19 protein-coding genes are annotated in these 22,526 nt (G+C 73.3%); 10 read left to right on the top strand and 9 right to left on the bottom strand.

Annotated elements, in window-relative coordinates; all coding sequences use genetic code 11:
* Window positions 1–105 precede the first annotated feature (105 nt).
* A complete protein-coding gene (rnhA, locus tag ABD976_RS26100; RefSeq protein WP_345367717.1) occupies window positions 106–561 on the top strand; it encodes a ribonuclease HI in 456 nt (151 codons plus the stop codon).
* Window positions 562–628: 67 nt separating this feature from the next.
* Here rnhA and ABD976_RS26095 read toward each other — a convergent pair whose 3' ends face one another.
* Together ABD976_RS26095 and ABD976_RS26090 are read right to left on the bottom strand one after the other, a co-directional pair.
* A complete protein-coding gene (locus ABD976_RS26095; protein WP_345367716.1) occupies window positions 629–1,588 on the bottom strand; it encodes an electron transfer flavoprotein subunit alpha/FixB family protein in 960 nt (319 codons plus the stop codon).
* Window positions 1,589–1,620: 32 nt separating this feature from the next.
* On the bottom strand, window positions 1,621–2,403 hold the full coding sequence (locus ABD976_RS26090) for an electron transfer flavoprotein subunit beta/FixA family protein (RefSeq protein ID WP_345367715.1): 783 nt from the start codon (window positions 2,401–2,403) through the stop codon (window positions 1,621–1,623).
* Between the two features lie 265 nt (window positions 2,404–2,668).
* On the opposite strand from ABD976_RS26090, the gene ABD976_RS26085 reads away from it, so the two are divergent.
* Window positions 2,669–3,514, top strand: a complete 846-nt coding sequence (locus ABD976_RS26085; protein WP_345367714.1) for a DegV family protein — start codon at window positions 2,669–2,671, stop codon at window positions 3,512–3,514.
* A gap of 499 nt (window positions 3,515–4,013) precedes the next feature.
* Here the strand turns inward: ABD976_RS26085 and hrpA are convergent, their stop codons facing one another.
* The 3 genes from hrpA to ABD976_RS26070 form a co-directional block, all read right to left on the bottom strand.
* Window positions 4,014–7,898 carry an ATP-dependent RNA helicase HrpA gene (gene hrpA, locus ABD976_RS26080; protein ID WP_425570126.1) on the bottom strand — a complete coding sequence of 1,295 codons (3,885 nt, stop codon included), beginning with the start codon at window positions 7,896–7,898 and terminating at the stop codon, window positions 4,014–4,016.
* Window positions 7,899–8,096: 198 nt separating this feature from the next.
* Entirely contained in the window at window positions 8,097–8,879 is a 783-nt protein-coding gene (locus ABD976_RS26075; protein WP_345367712.1) for an enoyl-CoA hydratase/isomerase family protein, read from the bottom strand.
* A 177-nt stretch (window positions 8,880–9,056) separates the two neighbouring features.
* Window positions 9,057–9,824: an ABC transporter ATP-binding protein gene (locus ABD976_RS26070; protein ID WP_345367829.1), complete on the bottom strand. Its 768-nt coding sequence runs from the start codon at window positions 9,822–9,824 to the stop codon at window positions 9,057–9,059.
* Between the two features lie 472 nt (window positions 9,825–10,296).
* On the opposite strand from ABD976_RS26070, the gene ABD976_RS26065 reads away from it, so the two are divergent.
* From ABD976_RS26065 to ABD976_RS26055, 3 genes are all read left to right on the top strand, one after another.
* On the top strand, window positions 10,297–10,935 hold the full coding sequence (locus ABD976_RS26065) for a cysteine dioxygenase (RefSeq protein ID WP_345367711.1): 639 nt from the start codon (window positions 10,297–10,299) through the stop codon (window positions 10,933–10,935).
* 101 nt (window positions 10,936–11,036) lie between these two features.
* On the top strand, window positions 11,037–11,435 hold the full coding sequence (locus ABD976_RS26060) for a rhodanese-like domain-containing protein (RefSeq protein ID WP_345367828.1): 399 nt from the start codon (window positions 11,037–11,039) through the stop codon (window positions 11,433–11,435).
* Between the two features lie 173 nt (window positions 11,436–11,608).
* A complete protein-coding gene (locus ABD976_RS26055) occupies window positions 11,609–12,766 on the top strand; it encodes a hypothetical protein (RefSeq protein WP_345367710.1) in 1,158 nt (385 codons plus the stop codon).
* A 37-nt stretch (window positions 12,767–12,803) separates the two neighbouring features.
* Here the strand turns inward: ABD976_RS26055 and glgP are convergent, their stop codons facing one another.
* A complete protein-coding gene (gene glgP / locus ABD976_RS26050; RefSeq protein ID WP_345367709.1) occupies window positions 12,804–15,356 on the bottom strand; it encodes an alpha-glucan family phosphorylase in 2,553 nt (850 codons plus the stop codon).
* 70 nt (window positions 15,357–15,426) lie between these two features.
* On the opposite strand from glgP, the gene ABD976_RS26045 reads away from it, so the two are divergent.
* The 3 genes from ABD976_RS26045 (at window position 15,427) to ABD976_RS26035 (ending at window position 19,165) form a co-directional block, all read left to right on the top strand.
* Window positions 15,427–16,764: a neutral zinc metallopeptidase gene (locus ABD976_RS26045; RefSeq protein ID WP_345367708.1), complete on the top strand. Its 1,338-nt coding sequence runs from the start codon at window positions 15,427–15,429 to the stop codon at window positions 16,762–16,764.
* Window positions 16,765–16,914: 150 nt separating this feature from the next.
* Window positions 16,915–18,333 carry a neutral zinc metallopeptidase gene (locus ABD976_RS26040; RefSeq protein WP_345367707.1) on the top strand — a complete coding sequence of 473 codons (1,419 nt, stop codon included), beginning with the start codon at window positions 16,915–16,917 and terminating at the stop codon, window positions 18,331–18,333.
* A 94-nt stretch (window positions 18,334–18,427) separates the two neighbouring features.
* The gene (locus ABD976_RS26035) at window positions 18,428–19,165 is read left to right on the top strand and encodes a tyrosine-protein phosphatase (RefSeq protein WP_345367706.1); all 738 of its coding nucleotides are present in this window, start codon (window positions 18,428–18,430) and stop codon (window positions 19,163–19,165) included.
* Window positions 19,166–19,318: 153 nt separating this feature from the next.
* Here the strand turns inward: ABD976_RS26035 and ABD976_RS26030 are convergent, their stop codons facing one another.
* Window positions 19,319–20,251, bottom strand: coding sequence for a tetratricopeptide repeat protein (locus ABD976_RS26030; protein WP_345367705.1), 933 nt, complete (start codon window positions 20,249–20,251; stop codon window positions 19,319–19,321).
* Window positions 20,252–20,589: 338 nt separating this feature from the next.
* Between ABD976_RS26030 and ABD976_RS26025 the strand changes: the two genes are divergently transcribed.
* Window positions 20,590–20,847, top strand: a complete 258-nt coding sequence (locus tag ABD976_RS26025) for a hypothetical protein (RefSeq protein ID WP_345367704.1) — start codon at window positions 20,590–20,592, stop codon at window positions 20,845–20,847.
* Between the two features lie 56 nt (window positions 20,848–20,903).
* Here ABD976_RS26025 and ABD976_RS26020 read toward each other — a convergent pair whose 3' ends face one another.
* The gene (locus tag ABD976_RS26020) at window positions 20,904–21,212 is read right to left on the bottom strand and encodes an MTH1187 family thiamine-binding protein (RefSeq protein WP_345367703.1); all 309 of its coding nucleotides are present in this window, start codon (window positions 21,210–21,212) and stop codon (window positions 20,904–20,906) included.
* 114 nt (window positions 21,213–21,326) lie between these two features.
* Between ABD976_RS26020 and ABD976_RS26015 the strand changes: the two genes are divergently transcribed.
* The gene (locus ABD976_RS26015; RefSeq protein ID WP_345367702.1) at window positions 21,327–21,827 is read left to right on the top strand and encodes a MarR family winged helix-turn-helix transcriptional regulator; all 501 of its coding nucleotides are present in this window, start codon (window positions 21,327–21,329) and stop codon (window positions 21,825–21,827) included.
* Window positions 21,828–22,021: 194 nt separating this feature from the next.
* On the opposite strand, the gene ABD976_RS26010 is transcribed toward ABD976_RS26015, so the two are convergent.
* Window positions 22,022–22,369, bottom strand: coding sequence for a DUF3817 domain-containing protein (locus ABD976_RS26010; RefSeq protein ID WP_345367701.1), 348 nt, complete (start codon window positions 22,367–22,369; stop codon window positions 22,022–22,024).
* Window positions 22,370–22,526 lie beyond the last annotated feature (157 nt).

The raw sequence follows: 22,526 nt of genomic DNA, 5'->3' as shown, positions 1-22,526 counted from the left end.
CCGAAGACGGGCCCTGGGGCCGAACATCCGGTGAACCGCGCGCGACGCACCGAGCGCTCGCGCCCGGCCGGGAGAACTCCGCGCGGTATCGCCTAGATTGCCCGGGTGAGCACCGAGGACCGAGCCATCGTCGAGATCTACACCGACGGCGCGTGCAGCGGCAACCCCGGCCCGGGCGGCTGGGGCGTCGTGCTGCGCTACGGGACGCACGAGCGCGAGCTGCACGGCAGCGACGCCGCCACCACCAACAACAAGATGGAGCTGACGGCGGTCATCGAGGGGCTCGCGGCGCTGACCCGGCCGGTGCCCGCCGTGCGGGTCCACAGCGACAGCAGCTACGTGCTCAACGGGATCACCAAGTGGCTGCCGGGCTGGAAGCGCAACGGCTGGCGCACCGCCGCCAAGCAGCCCGTGAAGAACGCCGAGCTGTGGCAGCGGCTCGAAGCCGAATGCGCCCGGCACGGCGACATCCAGTGGCAGTGGGTCAAGGGGCACAGCGGGCACGTCGAGAACGAGCGGGCCGACCGGCTCGCCTGCCGGGGCCGCGACGAGGCCCGCTGAGACCCGCCCCCGAACGCAGCGGTGGGCGGCCCGCACTGGTGCGGACCGCCCACCGCGGGCGGGTCGTTCAGCCCTTGCGCTTGCCGATCTCCTCGGTGAGCTGCGGGGCCACCTGGAACAGGTCGCCGACGACGCCGTAGTCGGCGATCTCGAAGATCGGCGCCTCCGCGTCCTTGTTCACCGCGACGATCGTCTTGGACGTCTGCATCCCGGCGCGGTGCTGGATCGCACCCGAGATGCCCAGCGCGATGTAGAGCTGCGGGGACACCGTCTTGCCGGTCTGGCCGACCTGGAACTGGTGCGGGTAGAAACCGGAGTCCACCGCGGCGCGGGAGGCCCCGACGGCACCGCCCAGCGAGTCCGCCAGCTTCTCGACGACCTCGAAGGACTCCGCCGAACCGACGCCGCGACCACCGGAGACGACCACGCCGGCCTCGGTCAGCTCGGGCCGGTCACCGGCCTCCACCGGCTGCCGACCGGTGATCCGCGCGGCCTTCGCGGCGTCCTGGGCGGGCACCGCGACCTGCTCGACGGCACCGGCACCGGCGGCTTCCTCGGGCTCCACCGAGCCGGGCAGCACGGTGATCACCGGCGTGCCGGTGGCCACCTTCGCCTTGGCCGTGTAGGAGCCGCCGAACAGCGAGTGCGCGGCCACGCCCTCGGCGTCGACGTCCACGACCTCCGACAGCAGACCGGAGCCCAGCCGGATCGCGAGCCGGCCGGCGATCTCCTTGCCGTCGGTGGACGCCGGGATCAGCACCGCCGCGGGCGAGACCTTGCCGACCAGCTCCGCGAGCACGTCGACCTGCGGGGTGACCAGGTAGGAACCGGCCTCGGCGGATTCGGCGGCGTACACCTTCGCCGCCCCGTGGCCGCCCAGCGCCGAGCTCAGCTTCTCGGCGGTGCCGGGCTCGCCGACGACCACCGCGGCGGGCTCGCCGAGCCGCTTCGCCGCCGTCAGCAGCTCGTAGCTGACCTTCTTGGCTTCGCCGTCCACGTGGTCGACGAGGACCAGGACCTCAGACATCTCTACGCCTCCTCGAATGCTCGTGAACGACTTCAGATCAACTTCTGGCCGACCAGGTACTCGGCGATCTGCGAACCGCCGGTGCCCTCGTCGGTGACCTTCTGCCCGGCCTGCTTCGGCGGCTTCGGCGCCGACTCCACCACCTGCGAGGCGGCGTTGGCCAGCCCGACCTCCGAGGCGTCGATCCCGGCGTCGGCCAGGGTCAGCACCGAGACGGGCTTCTTCTTGGCGGCCATGATGCCCTTGAAGGACGGGTACCGGGGCTCGTTGATCTTCTCGGTGACGGACACGACCGCGGGGGTGGACGCCTCGACGTCGACCAGGCCCGCGTCGGTCTCCCGGGTGATGCGCACCGTGCTGCCGTCCACCTCGACCTTGCGGGCGAAGGTGAGCTGCGGCCAGCCCAGGGCCTCCGCGATCATCGCCGGGACGGCGCCGCTGCGGCCGTCGGTGGCCTCGTTGCCCGCGACCACCAGGTCGACGGACTCCTGGGCGCCGATCACCTTCGCCAGCGCCCGCGCGGTCGCGGGGGCGTCGGTGCCGTGCAACGCCTCGTCGGACAGGTGCACCGCCTTGTGCGCGCCCATCGACAGCGCCTTGCGGATCGCGTCGGTCGCCCGGTCCGGACCCATGCAGACGGCCGTGACCTCGCCGCCGTGGGCCTCGGTGAGCTGCAGCGCCTCTTCCACCGCGCGCTCGTTGATCTCGTCGAGCACCGCGTCCGCGGATTCGCGGTCCAGCGTGTGGTCCGCGTCCGTGAGCTTCCGCTCGGAATACGTGTCAGGCACCTGCTTGACCAGGACGACGATGTTCATGGGCCCTCTTCGACCTCCTGCGGACTGACGACGGTGTCGCTGCGGTTGCTGCGCCCGGAACGCGGTCCCGGGAAAGGTTGACCTTGCCATGTCACCACACCGCAAGCACAGTGATGGCAACCACCCTGGATGTTACTTGCCGGTAGCAGCCACGCAACCTGCGACGACGGGTGACGGTACTCACGATTCCGCCCCAGGGGCGGCCGAACGGGCAGCTCGCCGCAGCAGGCCCGGAAATGCTTTACCCATGAGTAGCCTGGAGCGCATGAGCCAACGCGTCGCCATCGTCACCGACTCGACGGCCTCCATCCCGCCGGAGGTCGCCGAGCGGCTGGGCATCGCCGTCGTCCAGCTCGAGCTGGCAGTCGGCGACGAGCAGAACGACGAGCGCCGGGTGCCGCACCGGGACGTCGCCGACGCGATGCGCGCCGACGTCCCGGTCACGACCGCCGAGCCCCCGGCGCCCGCGTTCTTCTGGAACTACCAGGACGCGGCCGCGGCGGGCGCCGAGGCGATCCTGTCCATCCACATCTCCGAAGGGCTCTCCCGCACCTGCGAATCCGCCCGCGCCGCGGCCGCCGAGGTCGGCATCCCGGTGTACGTGGTGGACTCCCGCCTGGTCGGGCTCGGGCTCGGCTACCCGGTGATCGCCGCCGCCGAGGCCGCCGCGGGGGGCGCGACCGCCCAGGGCGTGATGAACGTGCTGGACCTGCGGCTGCGCAGCACGATGCAGCTCCTCTACGTGGACACCCTGGAGTACCTGCAGCGCGGCGGGCGGATCGGCCGGGCCCGCGCCTGGTTCGGGCAGACCTTGTCGATCAAGCCCGTGCTGGCGCTCGAGGACGGCATCATCGGCCAGCACACCACCGGGATCGGCCCGGAGCGCGCGCTGAAGAAGGCCGTGGCCGGGGCGGCGCGGAAGGCGGGCGGCGCCCCCGTGGACATCGGCGTCGAGCACTTCGAATCCGCCGAGCGGGCCCAGCAGGTGCTCGACGAGCTGCGGTCCCGGATCCCCCAGGTGCGGCGGGCCACCCTGGCCGAGACCAGCGCGGTCCTGGGCGCCCACGCCGGGCCGGGCGCGCTCGGCGTCACGGTGTCGCCGGTGCCCTGATCCGCCGGTGCGCTGATCATCGGCCCGCTGATCCCGGTGCGCCGATCCCGGCGTCCCGGTCTCCGGCGCCGAGCGCGGGCGCCGGTTCGCCGGAGCGATCCACTCCACCGAGTGATGACAAACAGGTGTTCGAGTCCGGATACTCGGTGTTGAGCGTTCCGCAGCGGTCCACATCGGACCGTGCTGGTCGCTCCCGAACCGATCCGCGCGGTGCCAACGAATTCCGGCACCGCCACGACGCACCCCGACGAACACGACCGCGCTTTCCGCCGGAATGCGCGGTGCCCCCGGCACGCCCGTCGCCGTTCCCCGCGGCACCGAGGCGACCGGCGTCGGGATGCTCCCGTCCCGAGGAGACACCGTGGATTCGCGCCCCCGAACCCCGTCCAGCACCACCGCACCGCGTCCCCACCCGGTCGGCGCACCGCCGCGGGAGGAGGCGCGGCGGCTCCGGCCCCCGCAACCACCACCGCGGCGGCCGCGGAGACGACCGCCGGTGTCAGGCGCCCCCGGCGGCCTTGTCCATCGCGCGGTGGATGCGCTTGGGCGATACCGGGTGCGCCGTGCCCACCGTCTGCGCGAACAGGCTCACCCGCAGTTCCTCGATCATCCACCCGACGGCGAGCAGCGCCTCGCTCGGCAGGCGTCCCGACGGCACCTCGTCCAGCAGCGCGCGGTAGCGGTCCTCGACCTCGTGCACCTGCGCCATCCATTCCAGGTCGCGCTGCGGGTGGTGCACCAGCTTGTCCAGGCGCTGCTCGACCCCGCGCAGGTAGCGGACCACATCGGACAACCGCCGCCACCCGGTGCCGGTGATGAACCCGGGGTGCAGCAGACCGGCGAGCTGGTCCTCGATGTCGGCGATCGACTCGGCCGGAGCCCCGGCAGGCCGGTCGGCCAACCGCGCGCGCACCTGCTGGTCGGCGGTCAGCACCTTCTCCACGACGGAGACGATGCCTGCGGTGGCGCTGCCCAGCCGCGCCCGCACGAACGCCTCCAGCTCGGCGTAGCCGGACCGGTCCCAGGCGGGCCCGCCGTGGTCGGCGATCAGCCGGTCCACCGCGCAGCTCGCGCAGTCCTCCAGCACCGCGGTCAGGTCACCGTGCGGGCTGCTGCCCAGCAGCAGCCGGCTGGTCCCGCTCAGGCCCCGCTGCAGCGACTTCACCGGCGAGGGCAGGTTGAGCAGCAGCATGCGGCGGGTGCCCCGCCACAGGGCCTGGCGCTGCTCGTCGGCGGTGTCGAACACCCGCACCCCGACGCTGTCGCCCTCGTCGACCAGCGCGGGGAAGGCCTTGACGGCGTGACCGCCGCGGGACTGCTCGAAGGTGCCCGGGAGCCGGTCGAAGTCCCAGGAGCGCAGACCGCTGCGCTCGACGTCGTCCGCGGCGGCGGAGATCTCGGCCCGCAACCGCGGCCGCAGCCGCTCGCGCAACGACTCCAGGTCCTTGGACTCGCCGAGCGAGCGTCCCTTCCCGTCGACCACCCGGAAGGTCATGCGCAGGTGGTCCGGCAGCCGGTCGAGGGACAGCTCGCCGGGCGGCACCACCACTCCGGTCATCGCCCGGAGCTGGTCGCGCACCGCGTCCACCAGGGGCCCCCGGGACGGCGCGGTGCGGGCCAGCACCGCGCGGGCGTAGTCCGGGGCGGGCACGAAGTTGCGCCGGAGCTGCTTGGGCAACGACTTCAGCAGCGCGGTCACCAGTTCCTCGCGCAGCCCGGGGATCAACCAGTCGAAGCCGGCACCGTCCACCTGGTTCAGCACGGCCACCGGGATGTGCACCGTGACGCCGTCGGCGTCGGCCCCGGGTTCGAACTGGTAGGTCAGCGGCAGCCGGTGCGCCCCGACCTGCCAGGTGTCCGGGTAGTCCTGGTCGCTGACCGCCGCCGACGACTCGTTGATGAGCATCGACTTCTCGAAGTTGAGCAGATCCGGTTGCTCCTCGCGGACCTGCTTCCACCACGTGTCGAAGTGCCGCCCGGAGACGACCTCCGCCCCCACCCGCCGGTCGTAGAAGTCGAACAAGGTCTCGTCGTCGACCAGGATGTCCCGGCGGCGGGCCCGCTGCTCGAGGTCCTCGACCTCCTCGAGCAGCGCCCGGTTCTCCCGGAAAAAGGCGTGCCGGGTCTCCCAGTCGCCCTCCACCAGCGCGTGCCGGATGAACAGCTCGCGGGACAGCTCCGGATCGATCCGCCCGTACTGCACCTTGCGCGAGGCGACCAGCGGGATGCCGTAGAGGGTGACCTTCTCGTAGGCCACCACCGACGCGCGGTCCTTCTCCCAGTGGGGTTCGCTGTAGCTGCGCTTGACCAGGTGCTGCGCCTGCCGCTCCACCCACTCGGGTTCGATCCGGGCCGCGATCCGCGCCCACAGCCGGGACGTCTCGACCAGCTCGGCGGCCATCACCCAGCGCGGCGGCTTCTTGAACAGCGCCGAACCGGGGAAGATCGCGAACCGCGCGTTGCGCGCGCCCTGGAACTCGGTCGCGCCCCTGCCCTGCGGCCCGGCCTTCTTCTCCGCGTCCTTGAGTCCGACGTGCGAGAGCAGCCCGGCCAGCAGCGACTGGTGCACCCGCGCGCTGTCGGCGGGCTCGTCGTTGAGCGACAGCCCCATGCCCTTGACCAGCTGGCGGAGCTGGGCGTAGAGGTCCTGCCACTCCCGCACCCGGAGGTGGTTGAGGTACTCGTTGCGGCACAGCCGGCGGAACTGGTTGCTGGACAGCTCCCGCTGCTGCTCCCGCAGGTACGTCCACAGGTTCAGGTAGGCGGTGAAGTCCGACTCCTTGTCGGCGAAGCGCGCGTGCTGCTGGTCGGCGGCCTCCTTCTTCTCCGCGGGCCGCTCCCGCGGGTCCTGGATGGACAGCGCCGCGGTGAGCACCAGCAATTCGCGCACGCACTCGTTGCGCTCGGCTTCCAGCACCATCCGGGCCAGCCGGGGATCGATCGGCAGCTGCGACAGCTTCCGGCCGACCGCCGTGATCTGCTTGGTCAGGTCCTTCTTGGTGCGGTCCAGCGCACCCAGCTCGTGCAGCAGGTTGAGCCCGTCGGTGATCTGGCGGCGGTCCGGCGGCTCGACGAACGGGAACGACTCGATCTCGCCGAGCCCGAGCGAGGTCATCTGCAGGATCACCGAGGCGAGGTTGGTCCGCAGGATCTCCGGGTCGGTGAACTCCGGGCGCGCGAGGAAGTCCTCCTCGGAGTACAGCCGGACGCAGATGCCCTCCGAGACGCGACCGCACCGCCCCTTGCGCTGGTTCGCCGAAGCCTGCGAGATCGGTTCGATGGGCAGCCGCTGCACCTTGGTGCGGAAGCTGTACCGGGAGATGCGGGCGGTCCCCGGGTCGATCACGTACTTGATCCCCGGCACCGTCAGCGAGGTCTCGGCCACGTTGGTGGCGAGCACGATCCGCCGTCCCGCGTGCGGCCGGAACACCCGGTGCTGCTCGGCGGCGGAGAGCCGCGCGTACAGCGGCAGCACCTCGGTGCCCGGCCGGCCCTGCCGCTCGAGCGCCTCCGCGGTGTCCCGGATCTCCCGTTCGCCGCTCAGGAACACCAGGACGTCCCCGGGCCCCTCCGCGGCCAGCTCGTCGACCGCCTCGCAGATCGCCTGCGTCTGGTCGCGCACGACGTCCTCGGCCTCGTCGGAGTCGTCGACCAGCGGCCGGTAGCGGACCTCCACCGGGTAGGTGCGACCGGACACCTCGACGACCGGGGCGTCGTCGAAGTGCCGGGAGAACCGCTCGGGGTCGATGGTGGCCGAGGTGATGATCACCTTGAGGTCGGGGCGGCGCGGCAGCAGCTGCTTGAGGTAGCCGAGCAGGAAGTCGATGTTGAGGCTGCGCTCGTGCGCCTCGTCGATGATCAGGGTGTCGTAGCGGCGCAACATCCGGTCGCGCTGGATCTCGGCGAGCAGGATGCCGTCGGTCATCAGCTTGACCAGGGTGTCCTCGCCGGCGCGCTCGGTGAACCGCACCTGGTAGCCGATCGCGGTGCCCAGCTCGGTGTCGAGCTCCTCGGCGACCCGTTCGGCCACGGTGCGGGCCGCGAGCCGCCTCGGCTGGGTGTGGCCGATCATGCCCTGGACGCCGCGGCCCAGCTCCAGGCACATCTTCGGGAGCTGGGTGGTCTTGCCCGAGCCGGTCTCGCCCGCGACGATCACGACCTGGTTGTCCCGGATCGCCGCCAGCAGGTCCTCCCGGCGCTGGCTGACCGGCAGCGACTCCGGGTAGCGGAGTTCCGGCACCGCCGCCTCGCGCTGCTCGACGCGGTGTTCGGCGGCTTGGACATCGGTGGCGATCTCGGCGGCGACCGAGCGGACCGCCTCGGGATCGCGGATCTTGCGGGCGCCCTCGATGCGCCGACGCAGCCGACGCTGGTCGTGCAGCATCAGCCGGGGCAAGCGATCGCGCAGGTCGACGAGCGGAGAAGTCGCAGCGGGGGTACCCATACCGCTTCCAGCATAGAGAAGCACCCGCGCGTGGCGCTTCCGGTTTTCGCACCGCTCACAGCGAGCGGGCCCACCTCCGGGAGCAGCGGTGACCCGGACCACTCCCGGAGGCGCCGACGGGCGCGGCGGCCCGCCGGTTCACCGACCGGTGAATTCGGCCTTGCCCGGTCCGTTCTCGACGAAGGACCGCATCCCGATGCCCTGGTCCTCGGTGGCGAAGGTGCCGGCGAACAGGTGCGTCTCCAGCTTCAGCCCGCTGTCCAGATCGACGTCCAGGCCGCCGTCGATGGCCGCCTTGGCCGCCGCCAGCGCCCGGGCCGCACCCCCGGTGAACTGCTCCGCCCAGCGCCGGGCCGCCGCGTACACCTCGTCCTTCGGCACGATCTCGTCGACCATGCCGCAGGACAGCGCCTCCTCGGCGGCCACGAACCGACCGGTGTAGATGATGTCCTTGGCCTTGCTCGGCCCGATCAGCCGCGCCAGCCGCTGCGTGCCGCCCGCTCCCGGGATCGTGCCGAGCAGGATCTCGGGCTGCCCGACCTTGACGTTGTCCCCCGCGACCCGGCGATCGCACGCCAGGGCGAGCTCGAACCCGCCGCCGAGGGCGTAGCCGGTGAGGGCCGCCACCGTCGGCTTCGGGATGGCGGCGACGGCGCTCATCGCGGCGGACAGCCCGTGCTGCTCCTTGGTCGCCATGTCGGCGTAGGACATGTCCGCCATTTCCTTGATGTCCGCGCCCGCCGCGAAGACCTTCTCCCCGCCGTAGACGATGACGGCGCGGACGTCCTCGCTCCGGGACGCTTCGATCGCGACCTCGTGCAGCTCCTGCTCGATCTGCCGGTTCAGCGCGTTCATCGGGGGCCGGTCCAACCGGATCGTCCCGACAGCACCGTCCACTTCGAGCTTGACGAACTCGCCCACGCAGCAACCTCCTCGTCGAACAGCCACCTCGACGGGCAGGCTATCGCGCAGGGCCCGGTTCCGGCACCGCCCGCGAGCGGGCCCGGAGCTCACCCCGCCGCCCGCGCTCCCCGGTGCGGCCGCGCCCGGCCGCCGGTCGTCCGCGCCGACGAGCACGGCGAGGTCCGGGGCGGGCGGTCAGCCGCGCCGACGAGCGAAGAACCGGTCACCGCTGCGCTGGAGCTCCAGGTCCTGACCGAAGGTGGCGGAGAGGTTGCCCTCGGTGAGGACGTCGTCGAGCAGGCCCTGGGCGACGACCGTGCCGCCGCGCAGCAGCAGCGCGTGGGTGAACCCGGGCGGGATCTCCTCCACGTGGTGCGTCACCAGCACCGAGGCCGGGGCGTCGGGGTCCAGCGCCAACGCCGACAGCCGCGCCACCAGGTCTTCGCGGCCGCCCAGGTCGAGCCCGGCGGCGGGCTCGTCGAGCAGCAGCAGTTCCGGGTCGGTCATCAGGGCGCGCGCGATGGTGGTGCGCTTGCGCTCGCCCTCGGACAGGGTGCCGAACGGGCGTTCGGCCAGGTGCGCGACGCCGAGCAGGTCCAGCAGCTCCTCGGCGCGCTCGGTGTCCATCTCCTCGTACTCCTCGGACCACCGGCCGAGGACGGCGTACCCGGCGCTGACCACCACGTCGCGCACGGCCTCGTCGGCGGGGATCCGGTTGGTCAGCGCCGCCGAGCTCAACCCGATGCGCGGGCGCAGTTCGAAGACGTTGGTCTTGCCGAGGCGTTCACCGAGCACCTCCACGACCCCGTCGCTGGGGTGCATCTCGGTGCTGGCGAGCTTCATCAGGGTCGTCTTGCCCGCGCCGTTGGGGCCCAGGACGACCCAGCGCTCATCGAGCTCGACAGACCAATTCACGTCAGCGACCAGCGCGGTCTTGCCCCGCCGGACCCCGACGCCATCCATGCGGATGACGAGGTCGTCCACGTCTACCTCCCAGCCGTGACTGACCGCGGCGCCCGCGGCGACGCGCGCCCGGTTCGTCTCCGTCCGGACCGCCGCAGGTGTCCGGCAGGTCCCCTCCGGGGAGTCATTGTTCCGTCCCCGCCTGGCTGCGCTGCGCCGGGGAGGACCCTGCGCTTCCCCCGCGCGGGTGATCATGGCGTCGCGGGTGGTCCAGATGCCGGGACGGCGGTGCTCCTGCTGGTACCGGGGCTGTCGACGTGCCACTCTCGGCGGCGTGGCCGATTCGTTGCTCACCCGCGATCGCGTGACCGACCTGTTCCGGGTCGTCACCTCCGCCTGTCGCTGAGGCGAACGTCCGCGCGCCCCGCTCGGGGCGCGCCCGCGCGGCGGCGTCCACCGCTCACCGCTCCTGCTCGTGGAGCGCTGCTGCCGCGCCGCCCGCACGCCCTCGCGACGCACTCCCGGAGATCCGATGAACGCGCTGCCGCAGCAGGACATCCCCACCGGCCCCGCTCCGCTCGGGGTTCCCGCCCCGCTCGACAACGTCCCCACCGACGACCTGCCCGCACCCGGCGCAGCCCACCTGCACCCCGGCGTGGAACGGGCGTTCCCGCACGACCTGCTCCGCCCCGAGCACCTCCGCTGGACCCCGCGCGAGCTCCGGGACCTGACCGCCCGGGTGATCGCCGAATTCGCGGGTCCGCTGCTCGACGTGGTGGAGATCCACGACGACCGGCGGTGGTGGGTCAAGCTCGGTCTCACCCGGGGCGTGGAACTCTGGTTGCTGTCCTGGGCACCGGGCCAGCGCACCCGACCGCACGACCACGGCGGCGCCGCCGGTTCCTTCGCCGTGCTCTTCGGCGAACTCCGCGAGCACTACCGCCACCCGCACGGCCCGGTCCGCACCGCGGATCGCGAACTCGGCACCGCGATCGGCTTCGGCGGCGACCGGGCCCACCAGATCGTCAACACGTCCTCGGTCAACGCGGCCGGCGTGCACGCCTACTCCCCGCCGCTGCGGCCGGTGCGCCGCTACGCGGACCTGTCCGCAGTGGACGCCACCGGTGCGGCCGACGTCGCCTCGCCGCACGACTCCGAGGGGACGCGATGACGACCACCGGCGACCACCCCGCTCCGCGCGAACCCGCCCGCTCGGACCCGGTCGATCCGACACCGACCGATCTGGCACCGGAGAACGCCGTGCGCCGGGGGCTGAGCCCTTCCGCCGGACCGTTCGGGATCGACCGCCTGCTCGCCGCCGCGCGCGAGCAGCTCGAGCGGCTCACCCCGCAGCAAGCGTTCGCCGCGCAACGCGACGGCGGCCTGATCGTCGACATCAGGCCGCAGTCCGACCGGCTGGCCGACGGCGAGATCCCCGGTGCGCTGACCGTCGAGCGGCTCGTGCTGGAGTGGCGGCTGGATCCCGGCGGTCCGCACCGCCTCGCGGGACTGCGCACCGAACTGCCCGTCGTCCTCGTCTGCAACGAGGGCTACGCGTCCAGCCTCGCCGCGGCGCAGGCGCAGGACCTCGGGCTGACCCGCGCCACCGACCTGGCCGGCGGCTTCCGGGCGTGGAAGTCGGCGGGGCTGCCGGTGCACCACCCGCCCTGACGAGCACTGCGCGCGCCGTCCCCCGACCGGCTCCGCCCTGCTGCCCAGGCGGGCTCCAGGGGTCCGGGCGGCTCCGGGGGTCCGGGCGGCTCCGGGGCTGGTGCCGCAGCCGGGACGCGGTGGGTTCGCCGAAGCGGGCCCACCGGGCCCCGGTGGTCCCGTAGGTTCGTCCCGTGCGCGCGCAGAACCTGCTGTCCCGCCCGTGGTTCGTGGCGGCCGTGATCGGTGCGGTCGTCGTGACCGCCGTCGAAGCAACGCTCGGCACCGGGGGTTCCGGGGTGGCGCTCGGGTTGCTCGGTGCGCTCGTCGGCGTGATCGCGCTGCCGATCGCGACGCAGCTCGGTCTGCTGCTCGGCTCGGCGCTGTTCGGCCTGCGGGTCCGGCACGTGGTGTTCGGCGCGATGCGCCGGGTGGCGTCCTGGCAGGCGGGCCGGGTGACGATCACCGTCCGGGCGCTTCCGGTGACCCTCAGCGCCGAGATCGGTCCGTGGCGTTCCCCGGTGGTGCTGCGCTGCTGGCTGGCCGGGCTCGTGTCGGCGCTGGCCGGGATCGCCGCCGCGGTGGGCGCGTGGACGCTCGCGGAGCTGCCGTTCGGCCGGGGCGCGGCGCTGGCGGCGACCCCGCTGATGCTGTACAAGCTCTGGCCTCGCCGGGCTCCGATGGCGACCTCGACCGGGTGGCTCCTGTTCGGCCTGCCCCGGATGCCGCGGCCCGAGCGCGACGAGTTCCGCGCGGCACCGATGGCCGCCCGCGCCTACGAGGCGCTGCGCGCGGGCGACGTCGACGGGTCGCGGGCCCACGTCGACGAGCTGGTGCGGCAGCACCCCGACCTCAACGCCACGGTGTCCTGCCGCGTCAGCCTGCACGAGGCCTGCGGGGAGTACGCGCAGGCCTGCCTGCTGCTGCTCGACCACCTGTCCGGCCGGGACGCCGGACCGCGCGAGATGTCCTACCTGCTGGCCGGGATGGCGGGACTGGGCTTCGCCGCGGTGGAAGCCGAACAGCTCCCGCCCGACGACCTGCTGCCGCTGGCGAAGAAGGCGCTGGACGACGCGATCCGGCTCGGCTACCCCGAATTCCAGCTCAGCGGCACCAAGGGGCTGCTGGCGCTGCTCGAAGGCGAACCGGACGAGGCCGCCCGGCTCGCGGCGATCGGCGCCGAGCACAACACCTCGCCGCTGTCCCGCGCCGACGACTTCGCGACGCTGGCCCGGGCGCACATGGCCAAGCAGGACAACGCCGCCGCCCGCGCTGCCCTGGCCCGCGCGGAAGACCTCGCCCCGTGGTGGCCCCGCGTCGTCGAAACCCACCAACGGCTCCACGTCGCCTGACGCACCGGCCGCGTCGACCCGACCGGCGCTCGCCGGGTCAGCCCGCGAGGACGACCTTGCCGAGTTCCGCCGGGCCGGACAGCAGCGGGTGGGTGGGCAGCACCCGCACGGTGTAGCCGGCCGGTCCGGCGTGCGGGAGGGTCACCTCCGCCTCGTACCGGCCGCCGCCGACCGGGTGCATCGAGCGGGTGACGAAGTCGTGCAGCTCGTCGGAGTCGTCGACGCGGCCGACCACCACCTCGACGTCCACATCGGATTCGTCGAGCCCGGCCAGGTCGACCTCCGCGTGCACCACCACGTCGCCGCCGAGCAGCGGCGCGCCGCCGCCGGGCACCGACATCCCGGTGGTACCGACCCGCACCCAGGTCCAGGAGGCGTGCAGCCGCTCCCGGTACCGGGCGACCTCCTTCGCGCCCCGGAAACCGTCGGCGGCCACGGCGCGCGCCGAGTTCGCGGCCGGGGTGTAGTGGTCGTCGACGTACTCCCGCACCATGCGCGAGGCCTGCACCCGGGGTCCGAGGGTGGCCAGCGTGTGCCGGACCATCGACATCCACTTGCCCGGCACGCCATCGGTGTCGCGCTCGTAGAACATCGGCGCCACCTGGTCGCTGATCAGCTCGTAGAGCCCGCCGGCCTCCAGGTCGTCGCGCCGGTTCGGGTCGGTGACGCCGCGCGCGTTCGGGATCGCCCAGCCGTTGTCGCCGTCGAACATCTCGTCCCACCAGCCGTCCCGGACCGACAGGTTCAGCACGCCGTTGAGCGCCGCCTTCATCCCCGAGGTCCCGCACGCCTCCAGCGGGCGCACCGGCGTGTTCAGCCACACGTCGCACCCGGTCACCAGGTACTTCGCCAGCGCCATGTCGTAGCTGGGCAGGTAGACGATCCGGTGCCGCACGTCGGCGCGGTCGGCGAACTCGACGATCTTCTGGATCATCGCCTTGCCGCCCTCGTCGGCCGGGTGCGACTTGCCGGCGACCACGATCTGCACCGGCCGCCGCTGGTCGAGCAGCAGTCCGCGCAACCGCTCGGTGTCCCGCAGCATCAGGGTCAGCCGCTTGTAGGTCGGCACCCGGCGGGCGAAGCCGATGGTGAGCACGTCCGGGTCGAACACCGCGTCGCACCAACCGAGTTCGAGGTCGGAGGCGCCGCGTTCCAGCCACGCCTCGCGCAACCGGCGCCGCACCTCGTCCACGAGCCGCTGGCGCAGCGAGCAGCGCAGCTCCCACAGCAGCGAATCGCTGACCGGTTCGATGCCGCGCAGCCCGGCGCCGCTGTCCATCTCGGACTCGCCGAGCAGCTTGCCGAGTTCGCGCGCCGACCAGGACGGGCCGTGCACCCCGTTGGTGACCGAGCTGATCGGCACCTCCGCCTCGCCGAAACCCGGCCACAGCCCGGCGAACATGGTGCGGATGACCTTCCCGTGCAGCTTCGACACCCCGTTGGCGCGCTGGGCCAGCCGCAGCCCCATGTGCGCCATGTTGAACATGCCGAGGTTGTCCTCCGCGCCCAGCGCCAGCACCCGGTTCGTCGGCACCCCGGGCAGCAGGCCGCGGCGGGAGCCGTCGCCGAAGTAGTGCCGCACCAGGTCCACCGGGAACCGGTCGATGCCCGCGGGCACCGGCGTGTGCGTGGTGTAGACGGTCCCGGCGCGGACCGCGGCCATCGCCTGGTCGAACTCCAACCCCGGATCGTCCTGCAGCTCGCGCAGCCGCTCCAGCCCGAGGAACCCGGCGTGCCCCTCGTTGGTGTGGAAGACCTCCGGATGCGGGTGCCCGGTGAGGTCGCAGTAGGCGCGGACCGCGCGGACGCCGCCGATCCCGGCGAGGATCTGCTGCCGGATGCGGTGCTCGGCGTCACCGCCGTAGAGCCGGTCGGTGGTGCCGCGCAGGTCGTCGTCGTTGTCCGGCAGGTCCGTGTCGAGCAGCAGCAGCGGCACCCGCCCGACCTGCGCCTTCCAGATCCGCGCGTGCAGCGTGCGCTCGGCGGGCATCGCCACCCGGATCAGCACCGGCGCGCCGCCCTCGCCGCACAGCGGTTCCAGCGGCAGCCCGCGGGGGTCGAGCACCGGGTACCGCTCGAGCTGCCACCCCTCGGCCGACAGCGCCTGCCGGAAGTAGCCGGAGCGGTACAGCAGCCCGACCCCGAGCATCGGCACCCCGAGGTCCGAGGCGGACTTGAGGTGGTCCCCGGCGAGCACGCCCAGCCCGCCGGAGTAGTTCGGCATCGCCTCGGTGAGCCCGAACTCCATCGAGAAGTAGGCGATCGACGCGGGCAGCCCGGCCCCCTCGTCCTGGCGCTGCTGGTACCAGCGCGGCACCGTCAGGTAGCGCCGCAGGTCGTCGTCGACGGCGCGGCAGCGCGCCAGGAACTCCTTGTCCTCGGCCAGCAGCCTCAACCGCTCCGCGGGCACCTCGTCGAGCAGCCGCAGCGGATCGCCGCCGACCCGCGCCCACACCTCCGGGTCCACCGCCGCGAACAGGTCCTGGGTGGGCGGGTGCCAGGTCCAGCGGAGGTTGGTGGCCAGGGTGCCGAGCGCGCTGAGCGGCTCGGGCAGGTGTGCTCGAACGGTGAAGCGGTGGACGGCTCTCACGGGAGCGGACCCTATCCCGGGGGCGGGTGGCGGCGCGCCGCCCGGCACCCGGCGGTGGGAGGCTGGACCGGTGCCAGCCTTCGAACGCGCTCCAGCGGTTCCCCGGCGCGGCGGCAGCCGGGCGCCGCGGGTCCGCCCGCGCGCGACCGGGTTCCCCGCGCGGCGGGCCCTGCTCGCGGCCTTGGCCCTGATCACCGCGCTCACCGGGTGCACCGCCCCGGCGGACGACGTGGTGCTGCACACCGTCGACCCGGCGTTCGTGCACGGCACCGACCACGGTGACACCGACCGGATCGCCGCGACCGCCGTCACCGAGGTCCAGCGGTACTGGGCCGCGGAGTTCCCCGCCGTGTTCGGCGCGCCGTGGCGCGACCTCGACGGCGGCTTCTTCTCGGTCGACCCGAACGGCGCGGCGCCGCCCCCGCCGTGCTCGGCCGACGCGGAGGACGTCGAAGGCAACGCCTACTACTGCGCGACCGTGGACGCGATCGCGTGGGACCGCGCGGCGCTGCTGCCGGTGCTCCGCGAGCACTACGGCGACGCCGCCGTGCTGCTGGTGCTGTCCCACGAGCTCGGGCACGCGGTGCAGCAGCGCACCGGGATGGACGTCGGCGGCGGCGCTTACCCGATCCGGGTGGAGGCGATGGCCGACTGCTACGCCGGTGCGTTCTTCGGCTGGGTCGCCGCGGGCGGCTCCGAGCACCTGCGGCTGGACGCGGGCGCGGTGGACGGGGCGCTGCGCGCGCTGCTGGTGTTCCGCGACCCGGTGGGCACCACCACGCACGGCACCGCCTTCGCCCGGATCTCGGCGTTCCAGGACGGCCTCGACCGCGGGGCGGGGCACTGCGCGGAGCTGGCGGTGCCCGAGGTCGCCGAACCGGGCCCGGACGACCCGGTGCAGCCGCTCGACGATCCCGGGCGGACCGCCCGGCTCGACGCCTTCTTCGCCGAGGTGGTCGCGCAGCGGGGCGGCGCCTGGCCGGACCCCCGGGTGCGCTCCGGCACCGCGCCGGGCTGCCCGCGTCCGCGGCCGGTGGCCGCCTGCGCCGAACCGCCGACCGTGCTGCTGGACCGGGCCGCGCTGGCCGAGGTCGACCACGACATCGGCGACCGGGCGACCGGGACCGCGCTGGCCTCCCGCTACGCGCTGACCGCGCTGCGCTCCCTCGGACGGCCGACCACCGGCCCGGCCGCGGGGACGGCCGTGCTCTGCCTCACCGGCGCCGCCACCGCGTCGGACCCGGCGCTCTCGCCCGCCGATCTGGACGAGGCCGTGGAAGCCGCGCTGGTCGTGGACGGGGTCTCCGCCGACGCGGCGGGCCGCTCCGCGCTGACCGGATCCGAGCGCGTCACCGCGCTGCGCGAGGGCGTGCTCGGCGGCGCACCGGCCTGCCTGCCGCCGCGCTGACGGGCCGCCGCCCGGGTTTTCGACGATCCCGGTCGCCGCCCGAAGATCACCGGATAGGCTTGCCGCTCGGCAGCACCCCGACCAGGATGGGACACCTCAGTGGCACCGGTTCCGACACCCCGGCGGAGGCGCGCCCGCACCGCGAGCGCCGTGCTCTCCGCGATCGCGTGCGCCGCGCTCGTCGGCGGGTGCTCCCAGGCCATCAGCGGCACCCCCACCACCTTCGGCAGCTACTCCACCACCGACGTGGCCGGGCTGCCCGTGACCGACGGCCCGTCCGGGCCGCGCGCGGGCGTCCCGGACGCCGAACTCCCGGTGGAGGGCAGCGACGGCGGCGAGATGGACCGGCTCGCCCGCAACGCGGTCGCCGACGTCTCGGCGTACTGGGCGGAGGTCTTCCCCGACGCCTTCGGCACCGAGTTCCAGCCGGTGAAGCGGCTGGCCTCCTACGACTCCGGCGGCGCCGGCATCCGGCTCTGCGGCGAGAGCACCGCGGGGCTGGCCAACGCGTTCTACTGCCCGTCCGAGGACGTCATCGCGTGGGACCGCGCCGAGCTGCTGCCGATGCTCGACAACAGCTTCGGGCCGATGGCCGTGGTGGCGGTGCTGGCGCACGAGATGGGGCACGCGGTGCAGCACCGCGCGGGCACCGCGACCGGCAACGACCCGGTGATCGTGCTGGAGCAGCAGGCGGACTGCTTCACCGGCGCGTTCTTCCGGCACGTCGCCGAGGGCTCCAGCGAGCACTTCGAGGTCTCCACCGGCCCGGGGCTCAACCAGGTGATGGGCGTGCTCAACTACATCCGGGACGCCCCGGGCGACAGCGGCTTCACCGGGGCCAACGCGCACGGCAGCGCCTTCGACCGGGTCACCGCCTTCCAGTACGGCTTCAGCGAGGGCCCGAAGCGCTGCGCCGCGATGGACGTCGCCGACGTCAAGCAGCGCACCACCCAGTTCCAGTTCTGGAAGGACGGGCAGGACAGCGACCTGCCCGTCGACGCCGCCACCCTCGCCGCCGTCGAGGAGAGCCTGCGGGCGGTATTCCGGGACACCGGCGCCGAACCGCCGGAGATCGTCACCGAGCGCACCTCGTGCGGCGGGGTGCCCACGACGTCGCCCGCCTCCTACTGCCCGGACACCAACACCGTGTCGCTCGACGTGGCAGAGCTCCAGCGGATCGCCCAGCCGCCGACGACGAACGCCGAGTCCTCCGGCTACGGCGACTTCGCCGCCTACGCCCAGGTCGCCTCCCGCTACGCGCTGTCGGTGCAGCACGCCGCCGGGCTGTCCCTGGACGACGAGCAGGCCGGCCTGCGCACGGCGTGCCTGGTCGGCTCCTGGAGCGGTCTGCTCATCGAGGACCCGATCGGGCAGCGCAACCCGGTCGGCACGCTGCGGGTCGCCCCCGGCGACGTCGACGAGGGCGTGGCCGCGCTGCTCGGCGAGGACAGCCTGATCGCCGCGGACCTCTCCGGCGACCAGGTGCCCACCGGCTTCGCCCGCGTCGAGGCGTTCCGGATCGGCTTCCAGGAGGGCATCTCGCCCTGCACCACCAAGTACGGCGGCTGATCTCCCACCGCTGACCCGCGCTTCCCGAGGAATCCGCCGGTACCGAGCAACCCCACCGGGCAACCCCGCCGCGCCGCGGCACGTCCGAACGGGCATGACGCGACGACTCGACTGGGACGGCCTGCTCAACGGACGCGACCTCGGCGGCCTGCCCACCACCGGCGGCGGCCGGACCCGGCGCGGTGCCGTGGTCCGCTCCGAAGCCCTCGACCACCTCACCGCGGCGGGCTGGGAAGCGCTGCTGGCGCACGGCGTGCGCACCGTCCTCGCGCTGACCCCCGAGGACGGACCCGACCTGGCGCCCCGACCCGCCGAGCTGGAGACCGTGCGGGTCCCGCTCGACGAGCGCGCCGGGGACGCCTTCCAGCAGCGCTGGAGCGGTCCGGTGTCCGGCACCCCGCTGTACTACCCCGCCTACCTGCGGGAACACCCGGAGGCGATCGCCGAGGCGGTCGGCGTCCTGGCGCGCGCCCGACCGGGCGGCGTGCTGGTGCACTGCGCAGGCGGCCGGGACCGCACCGGGCTGGTCGTGCTGGTGCTGCTGGCCTTCGCCGGGGTGGGCGCGGCGGACATCGTCGCCGACTACCGGGAGACCGAGCGGACGCGGGCCGCCGTCACCGCCCGGTTCGGGATGCCGGACGACTCGGCGCCGCTCGCGGAGTTCCTCGCGGGCCGGGGCACCAGCGTCGAGGCGTCGCTGCGCGCCGCGCTGGCCGGGTTCGACGCGGCCGAGCTGTTGCGCGCGGGCGGCCTCACCCCGGGCGACCTCGCGGCGCTGCGCGCGCGACTGCTCGACCCGGACCCGGTGAACCTGGTGTCCTCCGGCGGGTGAATCCGCCGGTCACCCCCTTGGTGGCGCGGCACCGCCGCGCCGATCATGGTCGGCGGCGCCCGGACAGGTGCCGCCGACCACGGAGGAACGGTGGACGAGCTGGACCGCATCGCGCGGACGGCGCCGCAGCGGCGGCCGGACGCGGCAGCGCGCTCAGAACAGCGCGCTGGCCAAGGCCCGGCGCGCGGCCAGCACCCGGTCGTCACCACCCGGGAACAGCTCGAACATGTCGATCAGGTGCCGCCGCACCCGGTCGCGGTCCTCGCCCGCGGTGCGCTCGACGGTGCGCACCAGGCGGGCGAACGCCGCCGCCACCTCGCCGGTGGCGAGCTCCGCGTCGGAGGCGGCGAGCTGGGCCTCGACATCGTCGGGAGCCGCGTCGGCGCGCTGCACCGCGGCCGGGTCGACCTGCTCGGCGCGCGCGGTGAAGCGGACCTGGGCCAGCGCGGCCTTGGCCAGTTCGTTGTCCGGCTCGGCGGCCAGGATCTCCTGGTATGCGGCCTCGGCGGCGGCGAAGTCACCGCGCTCCAAGGCGTCCTCGGCGGCCGTGAAGCGCGGGTCCTCGGGCTCCTCGGCGGGCGCCTCCTGCTCGCCGCCCTGCTCCGCGGCCCGGATGCCGGGCAGCTTGTCCCGCAGCGCGTCGAGCAGCGAGTCGATCCACTGCCGGAGCTGCGGCTCCGGCTGCACCCCGGCGAAGGCGTCCACCGGCTGACCGCCCGCCACGGCGATCACCATCGGCACCGACTGCACCTGGAAGAGCTGGGCGATCCGCGGGTTCGCGTCGACGTCGATCTTGGCCAGCACCCAGGTGCCGCCGGCCTCGGCCGCGAGCTTCTCCAGCACCGGGGAGAGCTGCTTGCACGGGCCGCACCAGGTCGCCCACAGGTCGATCACGACCGGCACCTGCATCGACCGGTCGACGACCTCGGACTGGAAGTCGGCCTCGGTGACGTCGATGACCGCGGGACTCGCGCTCGCCGTGGAACCGTCGGCGGGTGCGGTTCCCCCGGGCGCCGCCTTGCCGGCGGCCTCCGCGCGGTTCTTCAGACCCGACAGGTCGACCGCGCCCGCCATCGCGGCGGACATTGCTGCGTTCTGGCGTGGATCCGGCCTCGTCACACCCCCATCCTGACACGTCGCGCGGACCGGGTGGCGGCTGGGCGGGGATTGGTTCCGAGCGGCGTTCCGGACCGACGCGCACCGGAAAGGAGCAGCGCGACACACCGACAACGGTGAAGATCAAGTCGAAATGATGAAGACGGCACCCCGGAAGGGTGACGATAGGCGAGTACCTCTCAGGCTCGGCGGGGCTGCCCGCCGAAGTAGGGACGGAGCTCGTCAGGGACTCGACGTCCCTGCCCGGCTCTCGGGGAGACCACCGCACGGTGCGAGCTCCCGGACCGTAGTTCGACGAGAGGTACGAAATGCGTAGTGCAGCCCGTGTCGCCGGCGTCGCCGGCGTCGCCGCCCTCGGCGCCATGACCTTCGGCGGGACCGCGTTGGCCGACACCGCCGGCAACGACGGCATCAACCTGCTGGACGACAACAACGTCAACGCCATCCCGATCCAGCTCTGCGACAACAACATCGCCGCCGCGATCGGCGTCATCATCCCGATCGCGTCGCCGCAGGCCAGCGACTGCAACAACTCGGCCATCGTGGATCACCCGAAGGTCGACTGAGCGACCTCGCTCCCGAGCAGGGGTGGCACCGGCGCGGTGCCACCCCTGCTCGACCTTCACGACCGGTCGTCGCCCAGGTGCTCCTCGACCCGGCGCACCTTCTCGGCCAACTGGCCGGTGTGGCCGGGGCGGATGTCGGCCTTGAGCACCAAGCTGGTGCGGCGCGCCGTCGACGAAACCGCCTCCGTGGCCCGCTTGACCACGTCCATCACCTCGTCCCACTCGCCCTCGACGGTGGTGAACATCGCCGTCGTCTCGTGCGGCAGCCCGGACTCGCGCACCACCTTCACCGCGGCCGCGACCGCTTCGCTCACGCTGTCGTCATCCCCGGCACCGGTCGGTGCCACGCTGAACGCCACCAGCACTGGTGTCCTCCTCTTGGTCCGCGCACCGGCCCACGAGTCCGGTGCGGCGCGTATCACATCCTGAACGACCGCAGTCATCCATCGGATGGGTACCCGCTGCTAGCGTCGGACACCATGACCCCCCGCAGTCCGCTTCCCTTCGACCCCATCGCCCGCGCCGCCGAGACCTGGACCGAGCGGGTGGGTCCGGCCACCACGATGGCCGCCGTCACCAGCATCATGCGCGTGCAGCAGATCCTCCAGTCCGCCGTCGACAGCGCGCTGCGCCCGCACAACCTGACCTTCGCCCGGTACGAAGCGCTGGTGCTGCTGACCTTCTCCCGGCGCGGCTCGCTGCCGATGCGGGTGATGGGCGACCGCCTCCAGCTCCACCCGACCAGCGTCACCAACATCGTCGACCGCCTGGAACAGGACGGCTTGGTCCGCCGCACGCCGCACCCCACCGACCGGCGCACCACCCTGGTCGAGATCACCGACGACGGCCGCGACCTCATGAACAAGGCGACGGACTCGGTCACCGCCATCGACTTCGGGCTCAACGGCATCACCGAGCGGCAGACCCAGCAGCTCACCGACCTGCTCGGCAAGGTCCGCCACGCCGCGGGCGACTTCTGACCCACCGGCGACCGCGTGGGGATGACAGCAGGGTCGCCTTTCTGTCACCCATGACAGCAGGGTCGCCTTTCTCCCACCGGTGACAGCAGGGCCGCCTTTCTCCCACCGGTGACAACAGGGCCGCTTTCCTCCCACCGGTGACAGCAGGGGAACCTTCCTGTCACGCCTGCGAGGCCAACGCCGAAGGCGGCCGTTCAGTTGATCTGGCGGACCTTGCCCCAGAACGTCGGCTCGTCGGAGTCGACCACGGTGAGCAGGCCGCGCTTGGCGGCCCAGCGCTCGAACCAGATCGTCGCCAGCGGTGGCACCGACGCGACCCCGGCGAGCACCAGCACCCCGAAGCTCCAACGCAGCGGGCTGAAGACGATCAGGCAGGCGAGCACGTAGGCGGTGAACAGGGCACCGTGCACCGAACCCATCACGGTGACGGCGAACGGCATGTCGAAGCCGTACTTGAGCACCATCGCGATCAGCAGCCCGGCCCACGAGATCGCCTCGGCGATCGCCACCAGCCGGAACCAGCCACCGTACGTCCGCGGCACGTCGCACCCACTCCCCTCGCACTGCTCACCCCGTAGTGTGGCGCGTGTCCGGCATCACGCCGCGACCGGTCCGGGCACACCGCCCGCCGGACGCCGCCGGGCTGCGCCGTCCGGCGGCACCTCCTCCACCTCCGGCGCCCTCCTCCACTCAGGCCGT

It is taken from the genome of Saccharopolyspora cebuensis, assembly GCF_039542665.1.
Classification (GTDB): domain Bacteria; phylum Actinomycetota; class Actinomycetes; order Mycobacteriales; family Pseudonocardiaceae; genus Saccharopolyspora; species Saccharopolyspora cebuensis.
The sequence above is the reverse complement of the archived record's forward strand: the minus strand, read 5'-3'. Positions and strand labels throughout refer to the sequence as shown.

Excerpts from the sequence above, each read along its gene's own strand:
- ABD976_RS26085 (WP_345367714.1), top strand. The coding sequence starts at position 2,669 with ATGAGCCAACGCGTCGCCATCGTCACCGACTCGACGGCCTCCATCCCG.
- ABD976_RS26015 (WP_345367702.1), top strand. The coding sequence starts at position 21,327 with ATGACCCCCCGCAGTCCGCTTCCCTTCGACCCCATCGCCCGCGCCGCC.
- ABD976_RS26025 (WP_345367704.1), top strand. The coding sequence starts at position 20,590 with ATGCGTAGTGCAGCCCGTGTCGCCGGCGTCGCCGGCGTCGCCGCCCTC.
- ABD976_RS26030 (WP_345367705.1), bottom strand. The coding sequence starts at position 20,251 with ATGTCCGCCGCGATGGCGGGCGCGGTCGACCTGTCGGGTCTGAAGAAC.
- ABD976_RS26065 (WP_345367711.1), top strand. The coding sequence starts at position 10,297 with ATGAACGCGCTGCCGCAGCAGGACATCCCCACCGGCCCCGCTCCGCTC.
- ABD976_RS26070 (WP_345367829.1), bottom strand. The coding sequence starts at position 9,824 with ATGGATGGCGTCGGGGTCCGGCGGGGCAAGACCGCGCTGGTCGCTGAC.
- ABD976_RS26035 (WP_345367706.1), top strand. The coding sequence starts at position 18,428 with ATGACGCGACGACTCGACTGGGACGGCCTGCTCAACGGACGCGACCTC.
- ABD976_RS26095 (WP_345367716.1), bottom strand. The coding sequence starts at position 1,588 with ATGTCTGAGGTCCTGGTCCTCGTCGACCACGTGGACGGCGAAGCCAAG.
- hrpA (WP_425570126.1), bottom strand. The coding sequence starts at position 7,898 with ATGCTGCACGACCAGCGTCGGCTGCGTCGGCGCATCGAGGGCGCCCGC.
- ABD976_RS26090 (WP_345367715.1), bottom strand. The coding sequence starts at position 2,403 with ATGAACATCGTCGTCCTGGTCAAGCAGGTGCCTGACACGTATTCCGAG.